Origin of the sequence: Chroococcus sp. FPU101 (assembly GCF_017312365.1) — a bacterium.
In the GTDB taxonomy this organism is placed as follows: Bacteria; Cyanobacteriota; Cyanobacteriia; order Cyanobacteriales; family Microcystaceae; genus Chroococcus.
Genome location: NZ_BLJI01000006.1, coordinates 56,583 through 79,908, shown reverse-complemented (window position 1 = coordinate 79,908; position 23,326 = coordinate 56,583). Strand labels below are relative to the sequence as shown.

General features: G+C 37.0%; 23 protein-coding genes and 1 pseudogene. 18 read left to right on the top strand and 6 right to left on the bottom strand.

Annotation, left to right across the window (positions count from 1 at the left end):
• Positions 1-71 precede the first annotated feature (71 nt).
• The gene (locus CFPU101_RS08345) at positions 72-275 is read left to right on the top strand and encodes a ribbon-helix-helix domain-containing protein (RefSeq protein ID WP_146136580.1); all 204 of its coding nucleotides are present in this window, start codon (positions 72-74) and stop codon (positions 273-275) included.
• A 35-nt stretch (positions 276-310) separates the two neighbouring features.
• Here CFPU101_RS08345 and CFPU101_RS08340 read toward each other — a convergent pair whose 3' ends face one another.
• The 3 genes from CFPU101_RS08340 to CFPU101_RS08330 are packed head-to-tail and all read right to left on the bottom strand — an operon-like array spanning position 311 to position 3,221.
• Positions 311-1,522: a hypothetical protein gene (locus CFPU101_RS08340; protein WP_206814897.1), complete on the bottom strand. Its 1,212-nt coding sequence runs from the start codon at positions 1,520-1,522 to the stop codon at positions 311-313.
• 6 nt (positions 1,523-1,528) lie between these two features.
• Positions 1,529-2,446: a DUF6753 family protein gene (locus tag CFPU101_RS08335; protein ID WP_206814896.1), complete on the bottom strand. Its 918-nt coding sequence runs from the start codon at positions 2,444-2,446 to the stop codon at positions 1,529-1,531.
• Entirely contained in the window at positions 2,424-3,221 is a 798-nt protein-coding gene (locus tag CFPU101_RS08330) for a hypothetical protein (RefSeq protein WP_206814895.1), read from the bottom strand. The genes CFPU101_RS08335 and CFPU101_RS08330 overlap by 23 nt, the downstream gene beginning before the upstream one ends.
• Positions 3,222-3,500: 279 nt before the next feature.
• Here CFPU101_RS08330 and CFPU101_RS08325 point away from each other — a divergent pair, with 279 nt between their 5' ends.
• From CFPU101_RS08325 to CFPU101_RS08310, 4 genes are all read left to right on the top strand, one after another.
• Positions 3,501-3,860 carry a hypothetical protein gene (locus tag CFPU101_RS08325; RefSeq protein ID WP_206814894.1) on the top strand — a complete coding sequence of 120 codons (360 nt, stop codon included), beginning with the start codon at positions 3,501-3,503 and terminating at the stop codon, positions 3,858-3,860.
• A 92-nt stretch (positions 3,861-3,952) separates the two neighbouring features.
• Positions 3,953-4,246 (top strand): hypothetical protein, encoded by a 294-nt coding sequence (locus CFPU101_RS08320; protein WP_206814893.1) that lies wholly within the window; start codon positions 3,953-3,955, stop codon positions 4,244-4,246.
• A 157-nt stretch (positions 4,247-4,403) separates the two neighbouring features.
• Positions 4,404-4,874, top strand: coding sequence for a hypothetical protein (locus CFPU101_RS08315; RefSeq protein WP_206814892.1), 471 nt, complete (start codon positions 4,404-4,406; stop codon positions 4,872-4,874).
• A gap of 112 nt (positions 4,875-4,986) precedes the next feature.
• A complete protein-coding gene (locus CFPU101_RS08310; protein WP_206814891.1) occupies positions 4,987-9,084 on the top strand; it encodes a strawberry notch family protein in 4,098 nt (1,365 codons plus the stop codon).
• Here CFPU101_RS08310 and CFPU101_RS08305 read toward each other — a convergent pair.
• Positions 9,070-9,369: a hypothetical protein gene (locus CFPU101_RS08305; protein WP_206814890.1), complete on the bottom strand. Its 300-nt coding sequence runs from the start codon at positions 9,367-9,369 to the stop codon at positions 9,070-9,072. The two genes, CFPU101_RS08310 and CFPU101_RS08305, sit on opposite strands and share 15 nt — an antisense overlap.
• A 76-nt stretch (positions 9,370-9,445) precedes the next feature.
• On the opposite strand from CFPU101_RS08305, the gene CFPU101_RS08300 reads away from it, so the two are divergent.
• From CFPU101_RS08300 to CFPU101_RS26245, 13 genes and pseudogenes are all read left to right on the top strand, one after another.
• Positions 9,446-10,498: a hypothetical protein gene (locus CFPU101_RS08300; protein WP_206814889.1), complete on the top strand. Its 1,053-nt coding sequence runs from the start codon at positions 9,446-9,448 to the stop codon at positions 10,496-10,498.
• 216 nt (positions 10,499-10,714) lie between these two features.
• Positions 10,715-11,137 carry a DUF1257 domain-containing protein gene (locus CFPU101_RS08295; RefSeq protein WP_206814888.1) on the top strand — a complete coding sequence of 141 codons (423 nt, stop codon included), beginning with the start codon at positions 10,715-10,717 and terminating at the stop codon, positions 11,135-11,137.
• Positions 11,138-11,211: 74 nt separating this feature from the next.
• The gene (locus tag CFPU101_RS08290; RefSeq protein WP_206814887.1) at positions 11,212-11,406 is read left to right on the top strand and encodes a DUF2997 domain-containing protein; all 195 of its coding nucleotides are present in this window, start codon (positions 11,212-11,214) and stop codon (positions 11,404-11,406) included.
• 107 nt (positions 11,407-11,513) lie between these two features.
• On the top strand, positions 11,514-13,103 hold the full coding sequence (locus CFPU101_RS08285; RefSeq protein WP_206814886.1) for an AAA family ATPase: 1,590 nt from the start codon (positions 11,514-11,516) through the stop codon (positions 13,101-13,103).
• Between the two features lie 421 nt (positions 13,104-13,524).
• Positions 13,525-14,109, top strand: coding sequence for a hypothetical protein (locus tag CFPU101_RS08280; protein ID WP_206814885.1), 585 nt, complete (start codon positions 13,525-13,527; stop codon positions 14,107-14,109).
• A gap of 86 nt (positions 14,110-14,195) precedes the next feature.
• A complete protein-coding gene (locus tag CFPU101_RS08275) occupies positions 14,196-14,495 on the top strand; it encodes a hypothetical protein (RefSeq protein ID WP_206814884.1) in 300 nt (99 codons plus the stop codon).
• Positions 14,496-14,601: 106 nt separating this feature from the next.
• The gene (locus CFPU101_RS08270) at positions 14,602-14,898 is read left to right on the top strand and encodes a hypothetical protein (RefSeq protein ID WP_206814883.1); all 297 of its coding nucleotides are present in this window, start codon (positions 14,602-14,604) and stop codon (positions 14,896-14,898) included.
• A 238-nt stretch (positions 14,899-15,136) separates the two neighbouring features.
• Positions 15,137-15,409 (top strand): hypothetical protein, encoded by a 273-nt coding sequence (locus CFPU101_RS08265; RefSeq protein ID WP_206814882.1) that lies wholly within the window; start codon positions 15,137-15,139, stop codon positions 15,407-15,409.
• Between the two features lie 555 nt (positions 15,410-15,964).
• Positions 15,965-16,585 carry a hypothetical protein gene (locus tag CFPU101_RS08260; protein WP_206814881.1) on the top strand — a complete coding sequence of 207 codons (621 nt, stop codon included), beginning with the start codon at positions 15,965-15,967 and terminating at the stop codon, positions 16,583-16,585.
• A 27-nt stretch (positions 16,586-16,612) separates the two neighbouring features.
• The gene (locus tag CFPU101_RS08255) at positions 16,613-16,915 is read left to right on the top strand and encodes a hypothetical protein (protein WP_206814880.1); all 303 of its coding nucleotides are present in this window, start codon (positions 16,613-16,615) and stop codon (positions 16,913-16,915) included.
• Between the two features lie 45 nt (positions 16,916-16,960).
• Complete coding sequence (locus CFPU101_RS08250) at positions 16,961-18,580, top strand: SPFH domain-containing protein (protein WP_206814879.1); 1,620 nt, start codon at positions 16,961-16,963, stop codon at positions 18,578-18,580.
• A gap of 23 nt (positions 18,581-18,603) precedes the next feature.
• The gene (locus tag CFPU101_RS08245; RefSeq protein ID WP_206814878.1) at positions 18,604-19,197 is read left to right on the top strand and encodes a hypothetical protein; all 594 of its coding nucleotides are present in this window, start codon (positions 18,604-18,606) and stop codon (positions 19,195-19,197) included.
• Between the two features lie 625 nt (positions 19,198-19,822).
• Positions 19,823-20,871 (top strand): annotated as a pseudogene (locus CFPU101_RS26245) (ISAs1 family transposase).
• A 27-nt stretch (positions 20,872-20,898) separates the two neighbouring features.
• On the opposite strand, the gene istB reads toward CFPU101_RS26245, so the two are convergent.
• A complete protein-coding gene (gene istB / locus CFPU101_RS08235) occupies positions 20,899-21,672 on the bottom strand; it encodes an IS21-like element helper ATPase IstB (RefSeq protein ID WP_206814877.1) in 774 nt (257 codons plus the stop codon).
• Positions 21,563-23,173, bottom strand: coding sequence for an IS21 family transposase (istA, locus tag CFPU101_RS08230; protein ID WP_206814876.1), 1,611 nt, complete (start codon positions 23,171-23,173; stop codon positions 21,563-21,565). The genes istB and istA overlap by 110 nt, the downstream gene beginning before the upstream one ends.
• Positions 23,174-23,326: the final 153 nt, after the last annotated feature.

The window sequence follows — 23,326 nt, the reverse complement described above, 5'->3', positions numbered from 1 at the left end:
TATATATATATATTATGGAAAAAAGAACGAAAAAACAAGTATTATAGAATAGAACATTTAACTTTAAACAGATGACAAAACGTGGAACTCATATCAATTCATTAAAGAATCTACAGATGCGACACTCTGCTGAACCCAAAGCACTCCATAGTGTAACTGTTACACCAACAGCCTGGGAAGCTTTAAGAGAGATTGCTGCCGATCAAGGTGTAAGCATCTCAGGACTTTTAGAAAAGATCGGTTCCCGAAAAATTAAAATCACAGAGGAAAACTAAATAATAAAGGAGGAAATTGTTTCCTCCTTGGTTCACTAATAAATAATCCAGCCATCCCGTTCCACCTTTAGAAAAGGAAAAGGGCCTAAAAAATAGGGGGTTGCACCACACTTAACCTTAATCCTGAAATATAAAGCAGTTTGGGCCGTATCATCACTTTGAGAAGTATCCTCAAGAGAAACTTTAAATGCTTTCCCAAAAGGATGTCGTCCTGTAGGTTCCTTTCCTCCATTGACCATCTTTAAACAACCACTTCCTCCATTAACTTTCTGATACTTACCACTGATCCACTGTTTTCCTTCAAACTCGCTCCGAATGGTGCGGCCAGTCCCCTCAATATCATCTAATTCAAGATAGGCACAGTTTTCATTACAAGGAACTTGAAAACCCTGTTGATAACTTCCAGTAATGGTACGATATCGCTTTGCTTCCTCGGTTCCCCAAAGCGCATCAATCCGAGCAATACCAGCAATCTCAGGAACTAAAGCTGAAGGCATCTTAGAAAACGGAACTTTTTTTAAGCCAGGAATCTGGTCAAGCTTTTGAGTCTCCCACCCTTTATAATTTTCCAAAGGAACACTAGATGCACCCGTCACTTGAGTAATATTAAGCGTCTGTTGCATTGCAGGAGGCATTTGTGAAAAAGATAGATTAGCAAACTTAGACCACTTAAGTACCTTAGCCACACGTTGATTAGGGCCAGCCTTCATTCCAGGAATAGTCTGACCATTAAGCAATTTAGCTAAAGCAGGAACATTTTTAACACGTAGATTAAGATTTTGCCACTGAGGAATTGTATTAACTAATTCACTTAAAGTAGATTGCCCCAGTAAAGGAAACTGATCGAGTGAAACAAAAGACAGATCATCTCCTGTAATCTCAGAGATATTATCTAGAGAAAACTGTTGGGCATCCATAATTTCTTCTAAATCACCCAAAGTCAGGATTGATTCTATGCGATCGCCACTATTCCACTGTCTTGAGAGATCATAGCCAACTTCATTAACATCATACTCAGAAGAATTAATTGAACCTGAAGTCAAAACTGGCTCAAAATCAGAAAAACTAAAATAATTCCAATCAGGCATTTCAACAGATCCGATTGTCTGATTTTCATATTCTACGGGAACTTGCTGCGATGGAAAAGCCTCAACCCGCTCTGACGATAATTCAGGAAAAGGGAGAAAAGCAAGCATCGCTGCCCAGGGAACTAAAGATAAAGAAGCAATCAATTTCTTATTAATCATAATGAATCACCTAGAATCAACAAACTGACGTTTTTCTGGAGGAACAACCCACAAAGTACAGGTTCCAGAACGAACTAAACGACCTTCAACTGAAAGAGTAATTCCTAATTTCTTTTGATCTTCAATGCACAAACGTTGACCTTTTCTAAAAGAAAGCAAAGTCTGATTCCACGTAGTGAAAGATTGAGCAAACCGACCTTCAGGACTTCTCAACCAACGCACCGGCTCAGGATTGGAACGCACCCAACGACCCGTATCACTTAAGCCCCACTGCATTGCCATTTTTTCTTCTAAAGTCAGTACACGTGGTTTAGAAGGATCAAGAGGAATAGGAGAACGAAATAAAGGAACAGATAGACCCAAAACAACCCCAATTCCAACAGCCCCTAGCAAAATAGCTCCAGAAGCAATTAAAGCATAGATATCATGAGATACTTTTGTCAGCGAGGCTTGTTTAACTAAGGTATTAACAGTAGCCGCAATATCACTAGCCTGTAAATCCATTGAAGTTTTACTTTGAGACTTCAATAATTTGTCATGCTCTTGAGTTAAAGTTTCTAGACGATTGATATGCGCTTCAAAAACACCTTTAGCAACAATAATGCCATCTTGCCAACGCTGTGCCCAAACTCGAAACAGACGATTAAGCTTCTTTGGAGCTAATTGAAGATCCCCAAAACAGACCAGCACTCCAAAAAGCGGATCGTTTCGGGTGACATTTGACCGTAATAAGTAATCAATTAACTCTTGCCGCTCTTGAGGCGTTTTATTTTTCAGAACATCATGTAAACATAGATCGTTATAATCAGCGATTTCAGGAGCAATCAAAGCATCATCATCAGATTGAGCAATCAATGAGATTAATTTTTGAATTTCTTCTTCATCTACTGCACTTAACACATCAGGTCTGGTTTCTGCATCCATTTCCTACCTCCTCAACAAGATCTACCTCAGCCGTCTGGCTATTACTATTACGTTTTTTAACTCTGCTAGTAGATACAGGAACAGGAAGATTAGGCTTATCCAACCAGCCTGTCACTTCTAAATCAGCAAAGACAATGGACAAAAAATCAAATAGACGTTTTTGAGCCAAGCGAGGTAACATTCCAACCTTAAGCGCATCACCATAAGTCAAAGGATGAGAAGGATCGTTAAATAATTGTGCTTCAGTACGATGTAAAACAGGCAATGAAATATACTTAATTTGACTAAATTGAGCATAATCCCAGTCGGGCGCACCAAACTGATTTAAAACTAAACAATGCGCCAACTTACCTGCAAAAAAAGCTAAAGACTGATTGAAAGCCTCTAAACCTTGAAGTGAATTGCACAAATACCAGTAACGAAATTCAATATCCTGTAATTCTGATTCTAGTAATCGATTAGCGGTTAACCACCACGCCAAACCTTCCTGTGCATTTCCAGGCAAATTCACTAAAACCAACGGATGCTCAACTGCTAAATCATAGAGAATATCCATTTCATTAGAAGACTTAGAGTAAGCAGCAGCATCAGCATCCCCCCCCCAGAATTGAATTCCCCCAATCCCACCATAGACTCGATGAAGATCTTGCTGCGGATCTGCATCGAGAATTTGCACAGCCAGTTTATGAGCATGAAAATAATGACACAAGATTCGAGCAAAAAACGTTTTACCTGACCCTCCTTTTTGTCCACCCACTAAATGTACAACACCCATAAGAATACTTTAAGAAAAAGTTTATTCTCACTCTAAAAGTGAGCAATCATTCTGTCTTCACGCAAAAGGGGGATAACTGATTAAATAACTTTTTCCCACCAACCCACCCAAAGGCGATCGCCTTTTTAAATATGAAATTTTTGGAGATTTATTATGAACAAAAAGAAAAGCCAAAAAGAATCCAAAAACCGCATCAAAAAAATTGAACGTCGTAAGTTGCGACAAGCCAAAAGACGCGAAAAACAACTTCAATTTTTCTCATAAATGATAAATAAAAAAATGAAAAAACTAACCTGTTTAATTGGAATCCTTAATTGCACTATAAACGCGGTAGCCACTCCTCCCGTTGCGGCTGACTCATTTTGCCCTAATGCAGTTAAAACTTCACAAATTGAAGTGGTAACTATCTACCTAACTCATAGCAAAACCGAAACCTTTTTCGGTTACGAATGCCCAGAACACATTAGCTATAGCGGAGATACGGATTGTATCCTCACTGAGAATACAACAATTCAATTGGCAAAGCCAACGATTATTCGCTCAGAACTTCAGTGCAAACGGGAGATCCCTGAAAACTTAAACTTAGATAAAAAGGTTAAAACTATAGAAACATTACAGCGCAAGGGTTTTAACTTCTAAAAAATTTTTTAAATTCCACAATTTGTGGAATTTTTTTTTACAGATGAAGTCTAACGACTTTATAAAAATGACAAAATAATAGGTATCAAACCATGCTAAAACTGTTTGGCTTTAAGGCAACTATCAAAAAAGAGTTGTACCCCAACCGAACAACTCATCTGCAAGCATTTACCGAAACAGGTAGTCCTTTATGCACGATAACCGTCAACCTAGCAGATTATGGTTACATCCCCCCTGAGAATCATGCCTACATTAAAATTGGGCAAGAAAATACGGGAATCCTAGAGCCACTGGTTGAACAAAACATTATCAGCGCACCCCTTTCAACAGTTAACTACGGCTACATGAATAGTTGCACTGCGGTATTGTGCAAAATTTTAATTTAATAAAAACCAATGAAGGTACACCAGGTACCTTCTTTTTTAAAGCCTACCCACCCACCCAAGATAGCAGAGAGAAATCTACGCAACTACACAATGCTTTTACGACACATTTAATAAGCCTAACGGCTTATATTAAACGATCTATCGTCGAATAAAAAATATGATTACGCTACAAAATAATGGAAACGGACACTATCAACAAATTGAAACAATATTCAAAGAAAGTAGTTCCAAAAAAATTCAAATGACCTTAAAATTTGAAGCGGAACCCAAAAGCTATCTCTTTACTAAACATCTCAAAATTGAGGAAGCTTTAAAGTTAATGAATAAACAGTACATTTCACAAATTAGAACAAAATGGAAATATCGATTCTACAATCTATTCTTAGAAGTTAAAGCTGAAGATCCAGTTTTAAATTTAATTAAAGAAACGGAATCACTTATTAGCTATTGGAAGGTTAAACACAATTATTTAATCTTAAACTATTACAATATTCCTGACCAATTATTTAATAATTGTGTAACACTGCAATGGAAAAATAGTGAACTTCAGCCAGTTCTTGACGCAACTCTAGCTCTTTCTACTCTAAAAAACTTCTATCAAACTAATTCTAGTATTCCCTTCTTTTAATTAACCTGAGTAATCGTTATTGAATAGCGATTACTTTCCCTACTCTAAAGAGAAAAAACACTCTCCTACAATTAATATTCATTTTTTGAGGTATGATTACCCCGATTAACTAATGCTAACTCAACTTCAAAAATTACAACCAATCACCCCACAGCATCTTTGCACCCATGCAAAAACCCTTTGGGGAGAACAATGGCATTGGAAGGATGCTTACGATGAATTAGAAACTAATATTATCACGTATTTACTAAGACAAGAAACAATCACATTAGAGACACTAATTCAACTTCAATCTATCCTCCCCAACCAAACTTACCGATCAGTTGAACAGGTTCAATTACAGCAATTTTCAACACCTGTTCTTATTGCATACTTAATGGCCCAAGCAGCCCAATTGCAACCATCGGATTGTCTGTTAGAACCAAGTGCTGGTACAGGTTTTCTTGCTTTATGGGGACAACGAATCGGGACTGAATTAATCTTAAATGAAGTTGCCCCCAGACGAGTTGAGTGTCTCAAGCGCAATTTTAAATCAGCCAAACTCTTTAGCCTGAATGCTGAACAAATCAATGATTATCTACCCATTGATCTTAAGCCCACTGCTATTTTAATGAACCCGCCCTTTAGCAGTATCTATAAAACGCAGCGAAAAGGCTCAAGAATATTTCACAAACACCTACGCTCTGCTTTACTAAGACTCCAAAAAGGCGGAAGGTTGGTCATCCTCTCCCCTGGCATCCTAGACTATACTCCCTATAAAGAAATTGCAAGTTGTATCCTGAGTATCGGAGTTTCGGGAAAACTCTATCAAACTCACGGAACAAGCATTGACACACGCATCCATATTTTTGATAAGCAACTGAATCTAGAAGGACAACATCACCCAACCACCAACAATCTTGAAAACCTAACTCAATTAATTAAAGATCTACCCGAACGAAAAAAAATTGAAGACAAGCTCGAACCGATCTGGCTCAATTTACCTTTAATTGCACTAATTCCTAAAACATTACCCCACTTCGGAGCAAAAAAACAAGAATGGCAACAACCAGTAACAATAAAATATACAACCCAAGAAAGGCAGCCGAATCAAATCACTGGAAAACTCTATGAATCTTATCAGTGCCAAGTTATTCAATTCGGCTCATTCTATCCCCATCCATCACCACTAACCGAATCAGCAGCGATGGCTGCTATTGCTCCCCCAGTTCCAGAGTACCAGCCTCAACTTCCATCACGGATTTTAGAAGAAAATTTACTTTCAGCAAGCCAACTAGAGACGGTGATCTATGCAGGGCAAGCCCATAATCAGTATTTAAAAGATTACTACATTTACAACCGTGAAACAGAAAACCTAGAACGGGCAAATTCAGGAACCCGATACCGCCAAGGATATATGATAGGCGACGGAACTGGAGCAGGAAAAACTCGTCAAATCTGTGCAATCATAATCGATAACTGGATCAAGGGACGCAAACGCGCCTTGTGGATCACAAAATCAGACAAATTAATCTACGATCTTCAAAAAGAGTGGACACTTCTTGGAGGCAATTCCGAACAAATTATTTCACTCTCGAAATTCAAATTAGGTGATCTGATCATCTGGACTGAAGGAATCATCTTTACTACCTACAACACTTTAATCACTCCAGCTAAAGAAGGAAAACCATCAAGAATCGAGCAATTATTAGAATGGCTAAAAGAAGATTTTGCAGGAATTATCGCTTTTGATGAAAGTCACTGCTTGGCTAACGCGCTACCAGGAGTCGGCGAAAGAGGAGGCAAAAAAGCTTCCCTCTCTGGATTAGCAGGATTGCGTTTGCAAAGACAACTTCCTTCTTCGAGAATTCTCTATGCTTCTGCAACCAATGCGACCACCCCAACCAATTTAGGATATGCCGAACGTCTCGGACTCTGGAATCACTCACCCTTTCCTTTTAATAGCCATCAGGATTTTGTTGCTCAAATTGAAGCAGCAGGAATCGCAGGTATGGAAGTTGTATCAAGAGATCTAAAAAGACTTGGCCTCTATTGTGCTAGAAATTTAAGCTTCGATGGAGTTGAGTATGAATGCTTAGAACATGAACTAACACAAGAGCAAATCGAAATCTACAACACCTACGCTCAGTGCTTTTCACAAATCTTACAAAATTTAGAACTCTCATTAGAAGCAACAAATATTAAACTTGGAGGAAAAAACTTAAACAAACAGGCTAATGCCACCGCAAAAAGCACATTCTACAGTAACCAGCAAAGATTTTTTAATTATCTATTAACAGCCCTGAAAATGCCCAGTCTACTAAAATCAATTTCAAAAGACTTAGAACAGGAATTGACAATCATTATTCAAATCGTCAGCACCAATGAAGCTCTGTTAGAACGTAGGCTAACTCAAATCCCTACCGAACAATGGTCACATTTAGATATCGATCTAACACCAAGAGAATTAATTCTAGATTATTTAGAAAATAGTTTTCCAACCCAACTTTATGAGATTTACACTAACGAAAACGGAGAACTATGTTCGCGTTTAAGTATAGATAACCAAATTATCCATTCCAATGAAGCTTTAGCCCTTCAACAAAAGTTAATTCGGGATCTAGCTTTGATGCCTCCTATTCCAACAGCCCTCGATCAACTAATCTGGCATTTTGGTCACGAACAGGTTGCAGAAATTACGGGCAGAAAAATCCGTGTTATTGAGGAGAGGAGAGTTCGTAAGATACAGACTCGCCCTGGTTCTGCTAATGTAAAAGAAGCACAGGATTTTATGGAAGGAAAAAAACAGATTTTAGTTTTTTCCTACGCAGGTGGCACAGGAAGATCCTATCACAGCAGCCCCGATGTACAAAACCAACGCCGTCGCAAACACTACGTTTTAGAAAGCGGCTGGACGGCGGACAATGCCTTACAAGGATTAGGGCGATCGCACCGCAGTAACCAAGTTGTTCCCCCTCTGTTTTGCCTTGTCACCACTAATGTCAAAGGAGAAAAAAGATTTCTCTCAACCATCTGCCGACGACTAGCGACTTTAGGGGCATTAACGAAAGGACAACGAGAAACAGGCTCAAACCAACTCTACCGAGAGGAGGATAACTTAGATAGCCTATATGCAAAAGCAGCACTAAAAGAACTTTACCAAAAAATCTATGATTCAGAATTTCCTTTCTTTAGCCTAGCAGAGTTTGAAAAAAGCACAGGACTAACCCTGAGTTATCAGGGAAAGTTAAAAGAAGACCTACCACCACTTCATCAATTTCTCAATCGAGTCCTAGCTTTACCCATTGATCACCAGAACCAAGTATTTAGCCTCTTTGAAACCCTAATCGACGAACGAATTAAAATTGCCTTCTCAAACGGAACTTATCAAGTTGGGCTTGAAACCCTGAAAGCTCTTAACTTCAAAATATTATCTCGGCACTGCATCTACTCTCATTCATCGGGTGCAAAAACTGAATGTGTCGAAATTGAACGTAGCGATCCGTATCCAATTAAACGATGGACGGAAGTACAAAGATATGAGAATCAAGGAATTCCCTTGTATCACACTTTAGAAAATAAAGTAGCGATCGCCATTCCGACAACTTCCACCATTACTTCTTCTGGCGCATACTCTACTCGCTACCGACTCATATATCCAACTCCATGCTACGCTCAAGAAACTCTAGGAGAAATTAAAGCCCCTTGGGAAACCATCTCGGTTGAGAAGCTCAAGCAACACTGGGAAGAAGAAATACAGATTGCTCCTAAAATTAAAACACAAACTTTCTATCTAATTACAGGATTACTCCTACCCATCTGGGATAAACTTAAAATTACAGAAAACCTGAAAGTTTACCGACTAACTACGGATACAAAAGAAGTGCTGTTAGGTAGAATTATTAAAAGTGAACTAATTCAAGCAGTATACAACAACTTCAATCTCGGCCAGATCAAAGTATCAAACTCTAGCTTATACGAATTAATTCTACAATCTTCAACTCCTATTGAAGTTGGAAAATATAAATTACAATTCCACAAAGTTGCTCACCGCCATCGGATCGAGATTTTAGAGATTTACGATCAAGCGACAGTAAGAATACTCTCAAGATGGGGTGCAGAAAATGAAATTATTAACTGGAAATTGAGGGTTTTTCTTCCTTATGATCATTCAAAAGCCCTTGATATCATTGCAAAACTACAGGAAAACCCAGAATCAGCAGATCTCTAATTCATCTACCGTCAATTTCTTTCGTTTCTGATAAGAATCTCTTTTCTGCTTACGACGCACTTCAGTTTTATCCTTTTTCTGAATTAACATCTTGTTACGTTCTCGATATTGACGGGCGGCCTTATTGCGAGCCACACAACCTTTGGGAGTCTGAAAATAACGTTTTTGAGCAGCATATTTAACATTTTCCTGAAAATCTGGCAATAAAACCAAAATACCTCGCTCGGTCATTTCATAGCGACCATTGGCAATTGCATCTTTGACGTGCTGCTCTAAATCTTCCACTCTGGCTTGTTAAACGATAACAACAATCTTAATGGCTATCGCCATCTTCTAGTTGAATGCAACCATGAGGTCTAAAATGACTATTACAACCCAAACAGAACAGAGCATTATAGAAAGTTTAGAGATCGACCAAATACAGGTTAGATATAGAAAATTAGACGAATATCGCGATCAATCCCTATGGCTTTTCAATTTCTCAATTCATGGAGGCCGACGCTCCTACACTTTAGAGTGGAAAACATTAGGCATTAAAAAAGAAACCATAGAATACTTAAAAAAAAGAAATATTAAAGAACCAAAAATTCCTTTTCTAGATACCCTCAACAGCTATCTTAATAAATTAAACTATTTTGCTAAGAAAAGGCTAAAAAATGATAAATTAATGAGATATATCGAACCTAATTGGTTTACAATTGAAAATAATTTAGAGGAAATAACTCGTAATTTTCAAAAGCTAAAAAGAAAAAGAAATGTTTACTTAACTAAAATATTAAGTTTATATGAAAGTCAGAAAGATGAGTCGGTCAAGGTAATTAAACAGCTACTCACAACCAATGATTTAGAAATATCAGAACAAGAGATAATTATTGCAAAATTCTTAAAGTCTTTTCCAACACCAGAACAGATTAAAGAAGACTTTTATATTGAAATCACTCAGCTAACCCGAATCCCATCGATTGCAGAACAATCAAAAATTGACGCTGAATTAGCCGAAAGTGAGCTAAGAAGAACACAAGCCAAAATAGCTCAAGAATTACAAAATGAATACAAACAGAATTTACAAAAACAATTAACAACTGTCATCAAAACAGCAACTAATGAATTTTGTGAAATACTTGCTGATGTGCTTCCTAAATTAACAACTTTATCTCAAAATAAACTTAGTGATCGCTCTGTATCTAAGCTACAAGAAGCCTTGTTACGTTGTCAAAATTTGATCAACTTCGATCAAAGTCTTAAAGGATTAAGTAATGACTTAGATTTATTAATTCAAGTTAGTAAAGACAATAACCAACAACTAATTGATCAAGCCATTAATAACCTTAAAGTGGCATTAAGTGAAGAAACTACCTTACTAACAACAGAAGGAAAGGGGCATCGAGCTTTAGCCGAATGGATGATCTTATGAGGAAAATGTATCGATTTATCTCAAAAGTATTATACATTTTGGTGAGGATTAATTGAGAATAAATCAGAAATTCTTAAAACTTACTGGAGTCGAATCGGTACAAAACCAAGAAATAAGAACTATAGATTTGAATCAATTAACAAAGTACACTTAAAACTTCAAAGAATGGTTGAAGAAAAACAAAAAATATATGATTTTATAGAAGGAGTAAAATCAATGTCACACTTTACAAAAGTAAAAACTGAATTTAAAGAACGAGATGCTTTAATCACAGCAATTAAAAATCTCAAAGGCTGGCAGGTTGAAGTCCATGAGACGGAACAACACTTATATGGCTACCGAGGCGATCGCCGTCAACAAGCGGCTCATTTAATCGTGCGTAGAGAGCAAATCAATCCAGCATCAAATGATCTAGGTTTCCATTGCAACGAAGATGGCATTTATAACGCAATCATCAGTGAATGGGATGCTGCAAATCCCTTAAAAGGATTTATAAAAGAACTAACAAAAGAATACAGCGTTGTCTGTACAGAAAATTTTGCCCGTAGCCGAGGAATGATCGTAGAGCGAACCCGACATCAAGACGGACGATTACAGCTTAGATTGAGCGTACCTCAACAACAGGTAATCAGACGATAAATCAGCACATCGTAGTTTTAGTGCGACGCGCTCCCTAACGGCAAAACCCATTAAATTATAAGGAACTTTTAAAGATGACTCAAATATTAATTACCTTCAACGATGACGGCACACAAGAACTAGAAGTGATAGAGGGCGATGGAAAAAGCTGTACTAATTTAACCCAAGCCTTAGAAGAAGTTCTAGGGAAAATAGAGGATAGAACCTTCAAAACAGAGTACCATCAAACTCAAATTCACCAAAAACAAAAACTCAAAAATTACCAGTAATAAAATTAATTAGGACAAAATAACAAATCACTATCTAAAGGGTTTTGCTTATTCCATGCCCTTTCAATTCTTGAAATATTATTAAACGATTTTAACGAAGAAAATTCATGACTTTTGCTACTGAACTGGTTAATTTAATTCGCGCCAGCATCTCTGTCATCAATCTTGACTCACCAAGCGTCGAAGAAGAAGCAGTAATTGAAGAAATTATCGCAGAAGTTTCCAGCCATCCAAAACTATCACTACCTACCTATTGCTGGACATTAAGTAATGGTTTGAAAAAACTTACTTTAAATAAAGAAACAGGAATTATTGCACAAAGCACAAATTTTAAAGTAACTACTGATCCAATTCTAGATTTACTGAATCATATTGAATCTTCAACCAACAAGGAGTTATATATTCTCCTCGATCTACACTATTACTTAGGAACTGACCCCAATCGATTCGATTTAGCCATTGTCCGAAAACTGAAAAATCTCTGTTTTAGCCTAAAACGCTCGAAACAAAAAATTATTCTTTTAGGGCAAGACAGTAAAATAAGTAAAGAATTTGATGGACTAATTTACAAGTTAGAAAATAAACTTCCCAACCTTAATCAAATCCAAAATCATCTAAAATCAGTGATCCAAGATTTAGAATCAAAACAAATAGCCATTTCTCTTAGTCAGGAACAAACAGAGACTTTATCAAGAGCAGCACAGGGGTTATCACTAAATAAAATTGCTGATGCAGTAAGAATTGCAACAATAACCAACAATGGAAAATTAGATGAAAGCTCAATTCTCACCATCCTTCACTTAAAAATTAAGGAACTTTTAAAACTAAATGTTGAGTTTTGCCCTGCCCCTGAAGTTGATGTAGGAGGACTAAACTCTTTAAAAGAATGGCTTCAAAAACGAGCTAAATTATTTAACGCAACATTAGAAAATGTGAACTTGCCAACCCCCAAAGGAGTATTATTAGTCGGAATTCCAGGAACGGGAAAATCTTTGATCGCGAAAACAATTGGCAAACAATTAAATGTCCCTATTCTGAAGCTAGATATGGGTTCGGTCTACAGTTCGTTTGTTGGAGAGAGCGAATCAAATTTAAAACGAATTTTAAAAACAGCAGAAGCAATCGCGCCTTGTGTAATTTTTATTGATGAATTAGAAAAAGCGTTAGCGGGGGCTAGTTTAGAAGCTTCAACCGATAGCGGTGTCTCACAACGCATTTTTGGGTTACTTCTTTCATGGATGCAAGACAAAACAGCCCCCGTGTTTGTTGTGGCCACTGCAAATCAGATTCAGCAGCTTCCTGCTGAACTAACTCGTAAAGGACGATTCGATGAAATATTCTTTGTTGATTTGCCCCAAGAAAAAGAGAGAAAAGAAATATTTCAAATCCATTTAAGCCGTTACAATATCACTTTATCATCTTCATTGCTAGACTCTTTAGTTGAACAAACTCCCGACTTTAGTGGTGCTGAAATTAAAGCTGTTGTTGAAGACGCAGCCATCAACGCTTTCTATGAAGAAAAAGAGATTAGCTATGAAGATTTAAAAAGTGCAATTACTAAAACAATACCTCTTGCTTTAACCAAAGCAGAACAAATTCAGGTGATTCGGTCTTGGGCAGCAACCTCAGCAAGAGCAGCATCCACCTGTAGCACCACAAACCAGAAAGGAAGCCGTCAAATTAATATGCTTCAATAAGCGTCTTTCTTTTTAACAAATGATAATCATTTAAAAAGAGTTTATAAAACTAAATCTATAGACTCTTTTTAAAATACTTTACAGCCTTTTTTAGCTAAATAAATTACAATAGTAATAATGAATAAACCAATTTTAAATATCTAGAAAGTAATGCTTATTAATATCTTCAGTAAATGTATTTTCTAGAACTTCATTATTGTCGTACTGAACCTTTTCTATTATTTTTACAATTTTCAATAGTTTTTCATAAATAAGCGTATTCTATATTTTATAAAAAATTACTGTAATTATGTTTAGATACCGAATTAAAAGACAGTCAATATCAAAAATAATCAACTGCTTAAAGAACAATCAACTTCTCGAAATTTTCCGAGAAGTCGTAGTAGAGACATACTACTTGCAAAAACAGGAACCAACGTGCTTGATTATCTTAATAATCAATCATCAAAGTACACAAAAACCTATAATTAACTTAATTAGAGCAATAATTAATCAGATTGCCGTTAAAAAGCTTAATCAATCTATTTTTAGCCAATGCACTCCAACTCGTATAGCACAAACCGATCTTTACAACAGAATTTACCAAATTACTCAAGAATACGATTTTTCACCAATTAAAGCTCAAAAAATAACTAATGAGCTAATTCAATTTTTCATTAAAACAATCAAAATTATTGCTCAAGATTTAATTGAGACTATTCAAACTAACGCTCTAAAAAACTGGCTAGAAGATCCAGAATTAATTGAATGGCTGCACCAAAAATGGAACGTAGACGGCGAAGAGCAATTAATCAAAAAATACTTAAAACAACTTCAATTACTATTACTATCAAATTTACCTCAAAATCAGATTATAGTCGTCAACTTTTCAGTAACACCTGTTCTAATTGGTTTTAATACAGATAAATTACAGCTATGGACTAAACAAACTGAAAAAATTGGTAATGCAACACTACACAATATTGTCTATTGGCCCAAATCATTAAGTCACTTTTATAATTTATAACGAAAAGATTAAGAGTCGGATTACTAACCTAATTATGGAAGACGCTGGCGCGTTAATCAGCAAAAATTATTTAGCTTTAAAAAGTTATGGTTGATTTTAAAAAAGCAGTGCAAGAAAAACAAATGAAAAATGGCTGCTGTTATCTTCCTGAAAGCAGCTATGCTACAGTAAAAGGAAAACGCATTAATTGTGTAACAAATCAAGCAATTGAAGTAGATCTACCTTATCTAATCATCATAGAAGATCACCAACCCATTTTAAAATTTTTAAATGGTGTAACAGGTGCAGAGGCTTATTACATAAACGAGAAACTTTTTGCAATTTGTGAAAGACAAACAGAGACTTTTTGCCTCTGTGCAGGAACACCTCAAAGATGGGATCCTTGACAATTCCAATAAAATCCTTAAAAAAGATTTTATTAGATTATAAATCTTTTCACCTAATGAAAACAAGCATCAAAAAATAAACAAACTTTAAAACAAGGAGAATTTCATGCTTTTTGAGTTAACCCTTTACTTAATATGTTTTTGTAGCGGTTGTCTTGCTCTTTATAAACCAACTGAAATTATCGATACTCCGCCTTCTCAGGATATTTCTTCAAATAACTTCGATAACTTTTACGATGCTATCAAAGAAAGCTTAAAAGAAGAAAAAAGGCTAACTGAATATACAATGAATGAGCTAAGAAAACACATCAAAGATCATCAGTTATTATCAATAATCAAAACTAGAACAGGTAAAAATTTGACTCACTGTACTAAAACAGAATTACTAGCTGTCCTAACCTAAAACAAAGTGGCAGGTACTCAGCCCTCTTTGGGCGGTGCGGGGCTTACCCGATTCGGCGAGAACCGCTAACCAAGCCCCTTAGAAAGCAGATGACTCGCTTCATATGAGTCACCCGAATTCCACAATTTGTGGAATTGTCAAGCAAAAACTTTAAAATGGAAAAACCCTACAACAGCAAAAAGTGTCCAGTTGTCATAGCAATTAACAGCCAACCGCTCATTTAAGATGGTAATCGACTATGCTTAAACAAAAACAATCTATCTATATTCGAGCCGATGGCACTGGATATACCGCTTTCAGCTATAACCTAGAAGTTAATAAGCTTCTTGAAACGCTGCTTGAACTCAAAATAATTCACTCAGAAGTTGCACAATCGATTCAATCTTCTAGTGAGGCACAACAACTACTAAATTCATTAGATCCAGTTCAATTAAGTAATATCTTAAGAGAAAAATACGACCACGATTTATATGAGGAAGTCGAGCTTCAAGTAAGCTTGATTGAGATCTAAGCGGTATGAGGGGACAACTGTCACGTAAATCTAGGCTTAAAAATAACAGTTGCAGAAGCTTTTTGGAAAAGTTTAGTCGAACAGAATTTGACCGATGCCACTTAGAAACAAGTTATTTAGAACAAAAGACTAATATTCTATATGTAACTGACAAACTAAAACGATACTCTCAGAAAAATTTAGATTTACTACATTGATGCGTTAAAAAATTCCTATTCGCATTTGAAGAAAACTATTATTTATTAGAATTATTTGAGCTAACTGAAGTTATTAAAGGCTCACTAATTTTTAAGAATTATCAATTTATTGTTAATTTTACTAATTACCAAACTATTATAAGTTGGACTGAGAACTAAAATTAAAGGTACTATAAAATTTGTATCAATTTTTATGGAACGGCTGACTTCTCTGTTGAAGCTGATATGAAAAAAGAAGCTATAGAAATGGTCAAAAATTGCAATCTACTCGAAAATGATGATTGAGAATATTCGTATGGCTCAGAGGTCAGTTATGAAGAAAAAGAAAATGATTAGCAATTTGAATAGGAATCAGAAAATGCCTAACCTTACGATATTAATTAAATTTGTTCTTGACGGCTTAATCAATACTGGATTAATTTTACTTCTATTTTTGTGGATACATCCCTTTTATTATGGGGTTTACCTAATCTCTAACTCACCAATTTTCACTGAATTAATTATTGGAATACTTATTACAAGCTATTATCGCTTTTTAAAACATCTAAAATATCAAAGACTTTATAATATAAGTTATAAACTTGCCAGTCAACTTCTTTTTCTTCTAAGGGTCAGACCAATTTCAGATAAGATCGTTTATCATTCTTTATTAAAAAGACCAATTATATTACTTAATCTTAAAAGCTTAAATGCAAAAGAGATATCCAGCAAAAGCGAAAACACTAAACCTTTTGGAGATTTAGATACTAAAGAAAATCTAAAAATTTATCTTGATCCTCTAACCCATCCTTTAAATGAAACTATCTCTCCTTTTTATTCTAAATATCTTAAAATAGCTGATAGTAACGATTTAGTTAGTTACCCATCAACAAAAAAGAACTTGGGAATCGCTTATTTATTAATCGATCTAGCAGAACTAGGAAGCTTTTTAATAATAATAGCCCAATATATTGCCCAAGCCGATTCAGCCATTATATAGATTAATGAACAACTGCCAAATATTAGAATGTCTAGCTTAAAAAATTGTAGTAGTTATTATGAAGAGCAAATCAAACTTTTAAATGACTATATTGAACAAGCTCAACAATGGCAAAAGAATATTCATCAAATTTTCCAAGATTATTATGCAATCTATACGATTCAATATCAAATGCCAAATCTTAATTTTCAAAATGTAAATCAAGAACAACTGAATAAGTTATGGACAACTCCTTTGATCGTATGTCAAGCCAACTCCTTTATTCAGAGTTTTAGAGAAGTCATCCAGCAATCATTTAGCAATCAATTAATAAAAGAGAAAAGCCACTAAAACTCAAGCCAAACAACAATTCCTGAACAAGAAATACTTAAAAATATGAATTCAAAACAAGCACAACTTGAGACTCCTAATACGAAGATCCTAGCAAACTCATCTGCTTTTGAGACTGCAAATACCATAAGTCCCCATTTAACAGTAGTAAAAGCAGATATTTTTTCGCTATTAGGAGGTGTGGGTCTTTTGACTGTAATTCCGATCGGGATAACAATCGCCTGGGTTACGTTGCGACCTTCCTTTCTAGTCCCTCGCACCAATGAAGCCTACGTCGTTCGTGGCGCAAGAGGCACAGTTGTTCTCCTCGATGGTGGGCGATTATTAATCGGAACGCGCCGCGTCACCAACGTAACCTTAAATGAAGTAGAGGTTAAAGTCGAAAAGCATGGGAAAAACGATGATGCGGTACGGACGATGGATTCTCTGAAAGCCAATATTGCCGTTGTCTTTCATGTCGGTGTGAAAAAAGATGCTGAAAGTATTAAGTTAGCAGCGTCTCGTCTAGCTAAAAACGAAGTCGTTGGGGAGAAGGAAATCAAAGAGGCGGTTAACGCACGGGCTGATGATTGCATTCGCGGGGCTGCTAAAAACTTGACCTTAGACGATATCGATATGAAGAAGAAGCATTTTGAGGAACAGGTTCGCGCAGCCATCTCCGAAGATCTAGCCAAAAACGGCTTAGAAGTTTTGTCCGTATCCGTCTCGGAAATCACTGAAGCCGATAACTACAATCCCTCTGACTTCCTTGATGCTCAGGGTTTAGAAAAACGAACCGCTGCAACGGAAGCAGCAAAGCAGCAGACCTTTGCTTTACAGCAAGCGACAGCACTTAAGCTCAAAGAACAAGAACTTCAAACAGAGCGGCAACGAATTGAACTTGAAAAAGCTGCTGCATTTAAGCGAGTTCTTTACAAGGAAGAGTTGCGAAAGAATGAATCAATAGCAGAGGCCTCTATAAAATCCGAAGAGGCTGCACAATCAGCGATCGCAGCAGAAGCTTTGGCTCAATCTGAAGCAAGAATTGCTCAAGCTCGACAGATTACTCTAGAAGCTCAACGGGCAGTCGTTCTCCAAGAGGAGAAGCTCAAAACTGTGCAGTTGACTGAACAAGCGAATCGAGAAAAGACCCTGGCTGAACTCAAAGCAGCACAAGAAGCTGCTGTTAAAACGGCTGGATTAGTCGCTGAAGCCGAAGCAACAGCAAAAGCAGACCTTGCTGCGGCTCAAGCATCGGTACAGGTAGCCAAAGCTCGTGCAGAATCAACCAAAATTACGGCTGAGGCTGAGAAACATTTGGCCCTAGCTAAAGCCGAAGGAATTAAGGCAATTGTGGATGCTCAAAATCTCGCTACCACAACAGCTATCTTCGCTCAATTGATTGAAAAGCATGGTCAATTGATCGTTGAGCAACTACCTTCTATTTTGGAGGCTATGTCTCCTCAAGCCGGCGTGTTGGGAAATCCTACAATTATTTCTTCTGGATTAGGAGATAATGTTGGCGGACTGCTTCTCAATACTTCTGCTGTTGGGATTATGAAGTTTCTGCTTAAAGATGAAGCCTTATCATCTCTTGTTAACAAATTTCTAAAGGAGCGAGAAAATAAACAGTTTGTTGTCCCTCAACCAAGTGAAATTATTAACGGAAGTCCAGAAGCTAAATGAATCCTAAATCTTAGATTAACTTTATGACAAATGAACCAAATCAAGAACTCGAACTAGCCGAGAATAAACAACCTAATTTAATGGTAAATTTTCTTTTTACCATTACCGAGCCTAACTTTATTTACGGCATGACTCTATTAGCGGTGGTAGCAGGAGGATTCATTGCCGCTAATGTTGTTCCCAAAGATCATCTGTACCGACCTAGAGAGAAAAATTGTACTGTTTATCTCCAAGAATTCAAAACAGTCAATACTCTTGATGGCAAACGAGAGCAATTATCTAAAGCTATTAATTGCCTAGACCAAATTCAGTATCCTCAAAAAGAAGATTATAAAAATCTTAAAAACAATCTAATTCAGCTAAATTCTTCTCTAGAGGTTGATCAAGCTTTACAGATTTTTCAAAACGTAAGTGAGCAAAAACTTGATCAAAGTTATATTGCTCGTGTAACTGCACATCCGTTTAAACATTATTCGTGGTTACTATTCCAATATCTAGCAGTAGCGATCGCCTTTACTCTAACCGTTCTGCTTTTGTGGTTTGTCTTAGTCATTGCTTTAGATTATTTTTTCTTCAATCACACATTGGTTTCAGCCTTCTTGATTTTAATCAAGTAGGTAAAAGACCTAAACATCAACCATTTCAAGTTGCCTTAACATATCCAATTAAACTATCAATCATCACAAAAAGAACGATTGACAAATTAGATGATTGTTTTTGTTAATTCTTATTGTAGTAGCAATATGAACAAAAAGATCAACTTTAATAAAGCTGTCCTCATGAGTCAAAACTTTTTGGACTTCACCTATTAATTCGAGTAAAAAATAAAATTTTAGAATGGAACAAATTAATAGTTTTTATAATTAAAATAGAAAAACAACAAAAAATACAAATTTATCTTAATATCTACTTTCAAAAAGATAAAAAGCTAAAAAGAGTCGAAGTAGAAGGGGTTTATATTTCACCTTATTTTCATTTTATATATTTGGAGAAAGAACGTATTGTAGCATCTCAATATAAGGTTGGCTTTCTCTCAAGCAGTTTTTTCTTACAACAAGTAGAAATTGCCAACCAATTTTAAAAAATTATACTTAAATAGACTAAAAGAAGCTAAACAAATTAAGAGTCATCAATCTAGTTAATAAAACTTAAAAAAATAAAATTAGCAAAACTTATCTGGCACAGGGCTATTTCATTCTACATGGTAGAATGGCTGTGGTAACATAAAATCAAACTAAATAAATGTCTGACATAGCAATTGTTCAAGCCTTTGAAGGAATGCCCGATTATCGTCGCAAGCAGGGCAGAAGGCACTCATTATCTCTATGTTTGGCATTATTCACTTTAGCAGTGGCAGCTGGAAATCAAGGGTTTCTGGCCATGGGGGATTGGCTAAAATACCACGAGCCAGAACTCAAGCAATTGTTTGAGGTAAAAAGCTTACCTTCATACAGTGCTATCAGGCGAGTGTTGCTGGAAGTTAATTATCAAGACTATGCAGTGAGATTATCGCGTTTTTTAGGCGTTAGTCCCGAAAAAGGACAAACTATCAGTTTGGATGGTAAAACTCTCAAAGGGTCTTATTCAGTACAAGATAACAACCCTAAAAGTGAACCGCATCCAGCAATTATCTTAGTAACAGCTTATGTAGTCGAGAAAAATTTAATTCTGTCGCCAAGACAAGTAAATTTTGGCAGTAATGAGATTACAGCCCTACCAGAATTTATTAAGGATTTAGCGTTAAAAGGAATGGTTTTTGCCTTTGATTCTCTGAATACTCAAAAAAAACGATTGATATCCTTATAGCAACGGGAAATCATTACATTGCTGCCGTTAAAGCCAATCAACCGACTCTTTACGATAGCATTCGCGCCTATTTCAACCCATCCGAGACAGTAACGCAAGTCAATAAAGGACATGGACGAAGAGAAAAACGCACCGTTAGCACGATGGAGTTGCCAAGAGAACAATTTCCTTTTTCTCAATGGCAAAAAGCCCAGACAATTATTAAGGTAGAAAGGGAGAGAAAACTCAGACATAAGATAGAAAGAGAGACTTGCTACTACATATCGGATTTATCCGAGTCAGCGACCCAATTTGCCCAAAGAATTCGCCATTATTGGGGCGTAGAGAATTGTGTTCATTATGTCCGAGATGTAACGTTTGGAGAAGATAGTTCTCGAACTCGAACGGGAGTTCTACCGAATCTATGGGCGATTACAAGGAATTTAGCCATTAATCTGTACCGAGAAGCAGGTTTTACGAATATTGTCAAATGTCAATTATCTTGAGCGGTGAGCGAAGATGATCTTGCTTCCTTATTCACCAGGAGAATTAGAACGAGCAAAAGCAGTCTTTTGGCGAAAACTTTCTTGGCGGATCTCGATAATCGTCGCATGGTGAACTAGACGATCTATGGCAGCTACCGTCATCGTGGCATCAGCAAAAATGGTATCCCATTCACTGAAAGTCTGATTGGCAGTAATGAGTAAGCTTTTGATTTCATAGCGATGAGCAATCAACTCAAATAAAACAGAAGTTTCAGCTTCCGATTTTTTGACATAACCAATGTCGTCGATAATTAACAGATCGTATTTGTCGAGTTTTTCTAGAAGATGAGGCAGTTGTAGTTCAACCTTGGCCTGTTGAAGTTGTTGTACTAAAAAAGTAGCACTAAGGAATTTGACCCGAACATTAAACTCAATCAGAGAACGTCCAATCGCTGAGGCTAAATGAGTTTTTCCCACTCCAGAAGGGCCAAAAATCAAAAGGTTTTCGCCTCGGTTGAGCCAAGAAGCATCTTGGGCTATTTGGAGAATCAAACCCTCTTTAACCGTTGGGCAGCAGGTGAAGTCAAAGTTAGACAAAGACTTAGCACTTGGCAGACCTGATTCTTTGAGATATCGTTGTACTCGACTGCTATAGCGTTGTTGTTGTTCAACTTCACATAAAGCCAAGAGAAACTGGCCATGTGACCAACCTTCATGAATGGCTCGCGTTTCTATCTCCTGCCATTGTTGTTGCATATATGGAAGTCGCAGGGATTTCAACAGAATCGGTAAGGTTTGCTGGAGAGAATTTGTTTGGTTCATATTGTAAAAGCTGGTCGTAAGAGCCGAGAGGATGTTGGTTAACCATTGAGACTTCCAGTCGAGCGACTGGAATCGAGGCAAATTTTTGTTTGAGGCTTTTCAGGTTGAGGGTTTTGTCCCTTAGTTGACCTTCTAGCCATAGTCCAACTACATATTCTTTATCCTGTACGGCAGCAATATAGAGGCTTTCTACCATCAAACGACAGGCTTCATCAGGTTTAAACTGTTCTTGTAGTTGTTTCCAGATGCGTCGATATTGATCGTTTGGCAAGAACTCCTCTCGCCATCTTGACTGTAAAAAGGCTCTCGGCTTGCGGCGTAAGCTGTGAATAACATGGCGGTAATCGACGCTTTTGGCACGCCGTTTATCGCCTTTCTGGGATGGATAGACTCGTGCTAGTTCCATCACTCTTTGATTACCCAGAAAACCGACTAAGCGATTTTGATACAGATGAATTGTTAGTCGCTGTCCGATGAGTTGAGATGGAACCGTATAAAGGACACAACGGACGGTAATTGTACTGTGGCAAGTTACCCTAACGCTTAATAATTCATAATCGGCGGTCTGATGAGCAGGTAAAGGTTGTAGGTGTTGTCCCTCCTCTTGAAATTTAAGAGCGCATCGTCGGTTAAGCTTCTCGATTACTGTATCAATGAACTGTTGATAGTCCTCAATGCTTCCAAAGTCTCCCGAACCTCTAATTAAAAGAGCTTGGTGTAATCGACGCTTGAAGTAACCATGAGATGATTCAATTCCACCATTTTCATGGGCTAACCCGCGATTATTCCGAGTCGGTTGCATTTGATAATGGTTGCACAGTTGTTCATATTTCTGGGTTAGATCTTCATCAGCTTGGCTGTTGATATTTCGGTAAGCGGCACTTAGGCTGTCCGTTCGATGAATTTTGGGACTGCCACCGCATTTTAAGAGTGCATTTTGTAGTCCGTTCGCTAAAGCGACAAAACTTTCTCCTCCTTGTACGATTTGCACATATTGCCAACCACTATAAGCCAATCGATAATGATAAAGCAGGTGGTCAAAGGGTTTTCCTGCAATTGTAATCGTCGCCTGTTTAAAATGTGTGAAATCTGATAATCCCATCTCTGCGGGTAAATGCTCCTGCGCGAACATGACTTCTTTTGGTGGGCCAAATGTCGCTTTCCAATCTCTGACCCGTTTCTGTAATGTTCGCAATTTCGATTGGTCATATTGGTTGGGATATTTTTCCTGTAGGTATTCAAATAAGGTAATCGGTCGCAGTTGCGGTTCTTTTTCCAACATCGGCACTAACTCACTTTCCCAGACTTCGGCAAATGGATCTTGCCGAGTTCGCCAAGGTCTTGGGCTTCCTTTGTTGGGTTGGTGTTTTCCTTGTTCAATCCGTCTTGCTGTACTCACGCTGAATCCTCCCTTAGCCGCCGCCGTTTCTTGCGTACAACCAATACGCCTCGTTTTGAGGTAAATTTGTATTTGTTTGAAATTTATATGTTGACCTGGCACTGAATAACGTTGGTAATTGACGTTTTCTAGTGTCTGATTTTTTGGTCAACTCACCTATCATCCTAATCGGCGTAATGCGCTTATCCTAATCTTCGCTCAATAAATATGGCGCAAGCACAACGATTATGCCGTTATGGACTAAAGCATATTTTG

What these genes read in the sequence shown, in the direction of transcription:
- CFPU101_RS08315 (WP_206814892.1), top strand. Translation starts at nt 4,404, where the DNA reads ATGATTACGCTACAAAATAATGGAAACGGACACTATCAACAAATTGAA.
- CFPU101_RS08255 (WP_206814880.1), top strand. Translation starts at nt 16,613, where the DNA reads ATGTCTAGCTTAAAAAATTGTAGTAGTTATTATGAAGAGCAAATCAAA.
- CFPU101_RS08335 (WP_206814896.1), bottom strand. Translation starts at nt 2,446, where the DNA reads ATGGATGCAGAAACCAGACCTGATGTGTTAAGTGCAGTAGATGAAGAA.
- CFPU101_RS08260 (WP_206814881.1), top strand. Translation starts at nt 15,965, where the DNA reads ATGCCTAACCTTACGATATTAATTAAATTTGTTCTTGACGGCTTAATC.
- CFPU101_RS08275 (WP_206814884.1), top strand. Translation starts at nt 14,196, where the DNA reads ATGGTTGATTTTAAAAAAGCAGTGCAAGAAAAACAAATGAAAAATGGC.
- istB (WP_206814877.1), bottom strand. Translation starts at nt 21,672, where the DNA reads ATGAACCAAACAAATTCTCTCCAGCAAACCTTACCGATTCTGTTGAAA.
- CFPU101_RS08325 (WP_206814894.1), top strand. Translation starts at nt 3,501, where the DNA reads ATGAAAAAACTAACCTGTTTAATTGGAATCCTTAATTGCACTATAAAC.
- CFPU101_RS08250 (WP_206814879.1), top strand. Translation starts at nt 16,961, where the DNA reads ATGAATTCAAAACAAGCACAACTTGAGACTCCTAATACGAAGATCCTA.
- CFPU101_RS08285 (WP_206814886.1), top strand. Translation starts at nt 11,514, where the DNA reads ATGACTTTTGCTACTGAACTGGTTAATTTAATTCGCGCCAGCATCTCT.
- CFPU101_RS08270 (WP_206814883.1), top strand. Translation starts at nt 14,602, where the DNA reads ATGCTTTTTGAGTTAACCCTTTACTTAATATGTTTTTGTAGCGGTTGT.
- CFPU101_RS08300 (WP_206814889.1), top strand. Translation starts at nt 9,446, where the DNA reads ATGACTATTACAACCCAAACAGAACAGAGCATTATAGAAAGTTTAGAG.
- CFPU101_RS08310 (WP_206814891.1), top strand. Translation starts at nt 4,987, where the DNA reads ATGCTAACTCAACTTCAAAAATTACAACCAATCACCCCACAGCATCTT.
- CFPU101_RS08340 (WP_206814897.1), bottom strand. Translation starts at nt 1,522, where the DNA reads ATGATTAATAAGAAATTGATTGCTTCTTTATCTTTAGTTCCCTGGGCA.
- CFPU101_RS08330 (WP_206814895.1), bottom strand. Translation starts at nt 3,221, where the DNA reads ATGGGTGTTGTACATTTAGTGGGTGGACAAAAAGGAGGGTCAGGTAAA.
- CFPU101_RS08245 (WP_206814878.1), top strand. Translation starts at nt 18,604, where the DNA reads ATGACAAATGAACCAAATCAAGAACTCGAACTAGCCGAGAATAAACAA.
- CFPU101_RS08345 (WP_146136580.1), top strand. Translation starts at nt 72, where the DNA reads ATGACAAAACGTGGAACTCATATCAATTCATTAAAGAATCTACAGATG.
- CFPU101_RS08295 (WP_206814888.1), top strand. Translation starts at nt 10,715, where the DNA reads ATGTCACACTTTACAAAAGTAAAAACTGAATTTAAAGAACGAGATGCT.
- CFPU101_RS08320 (WP_206814893.1), top strand. Translation starts at nt 3,953, where the DNA reads ATGCTAAAACTGTTTGGCTTTAAGGCAACTATCAAAAAAGAGTTGTAC.
- CFPU101_RS08290 (WP_206814887.1), top strand. Translation starts at nt 11,212, where the DNA reads ATGACTCAAATATTAATTACCTTCAACGATGACGGCACACAAGAACTA.
- CFPU101_RS08265 (WP_206814882.1), top strand. Translation starts at nt 15,137, where the DNA reads ATGCTTAAACAAAAACAATCTATCTATATTCGAGCCGATGGCACTGGA.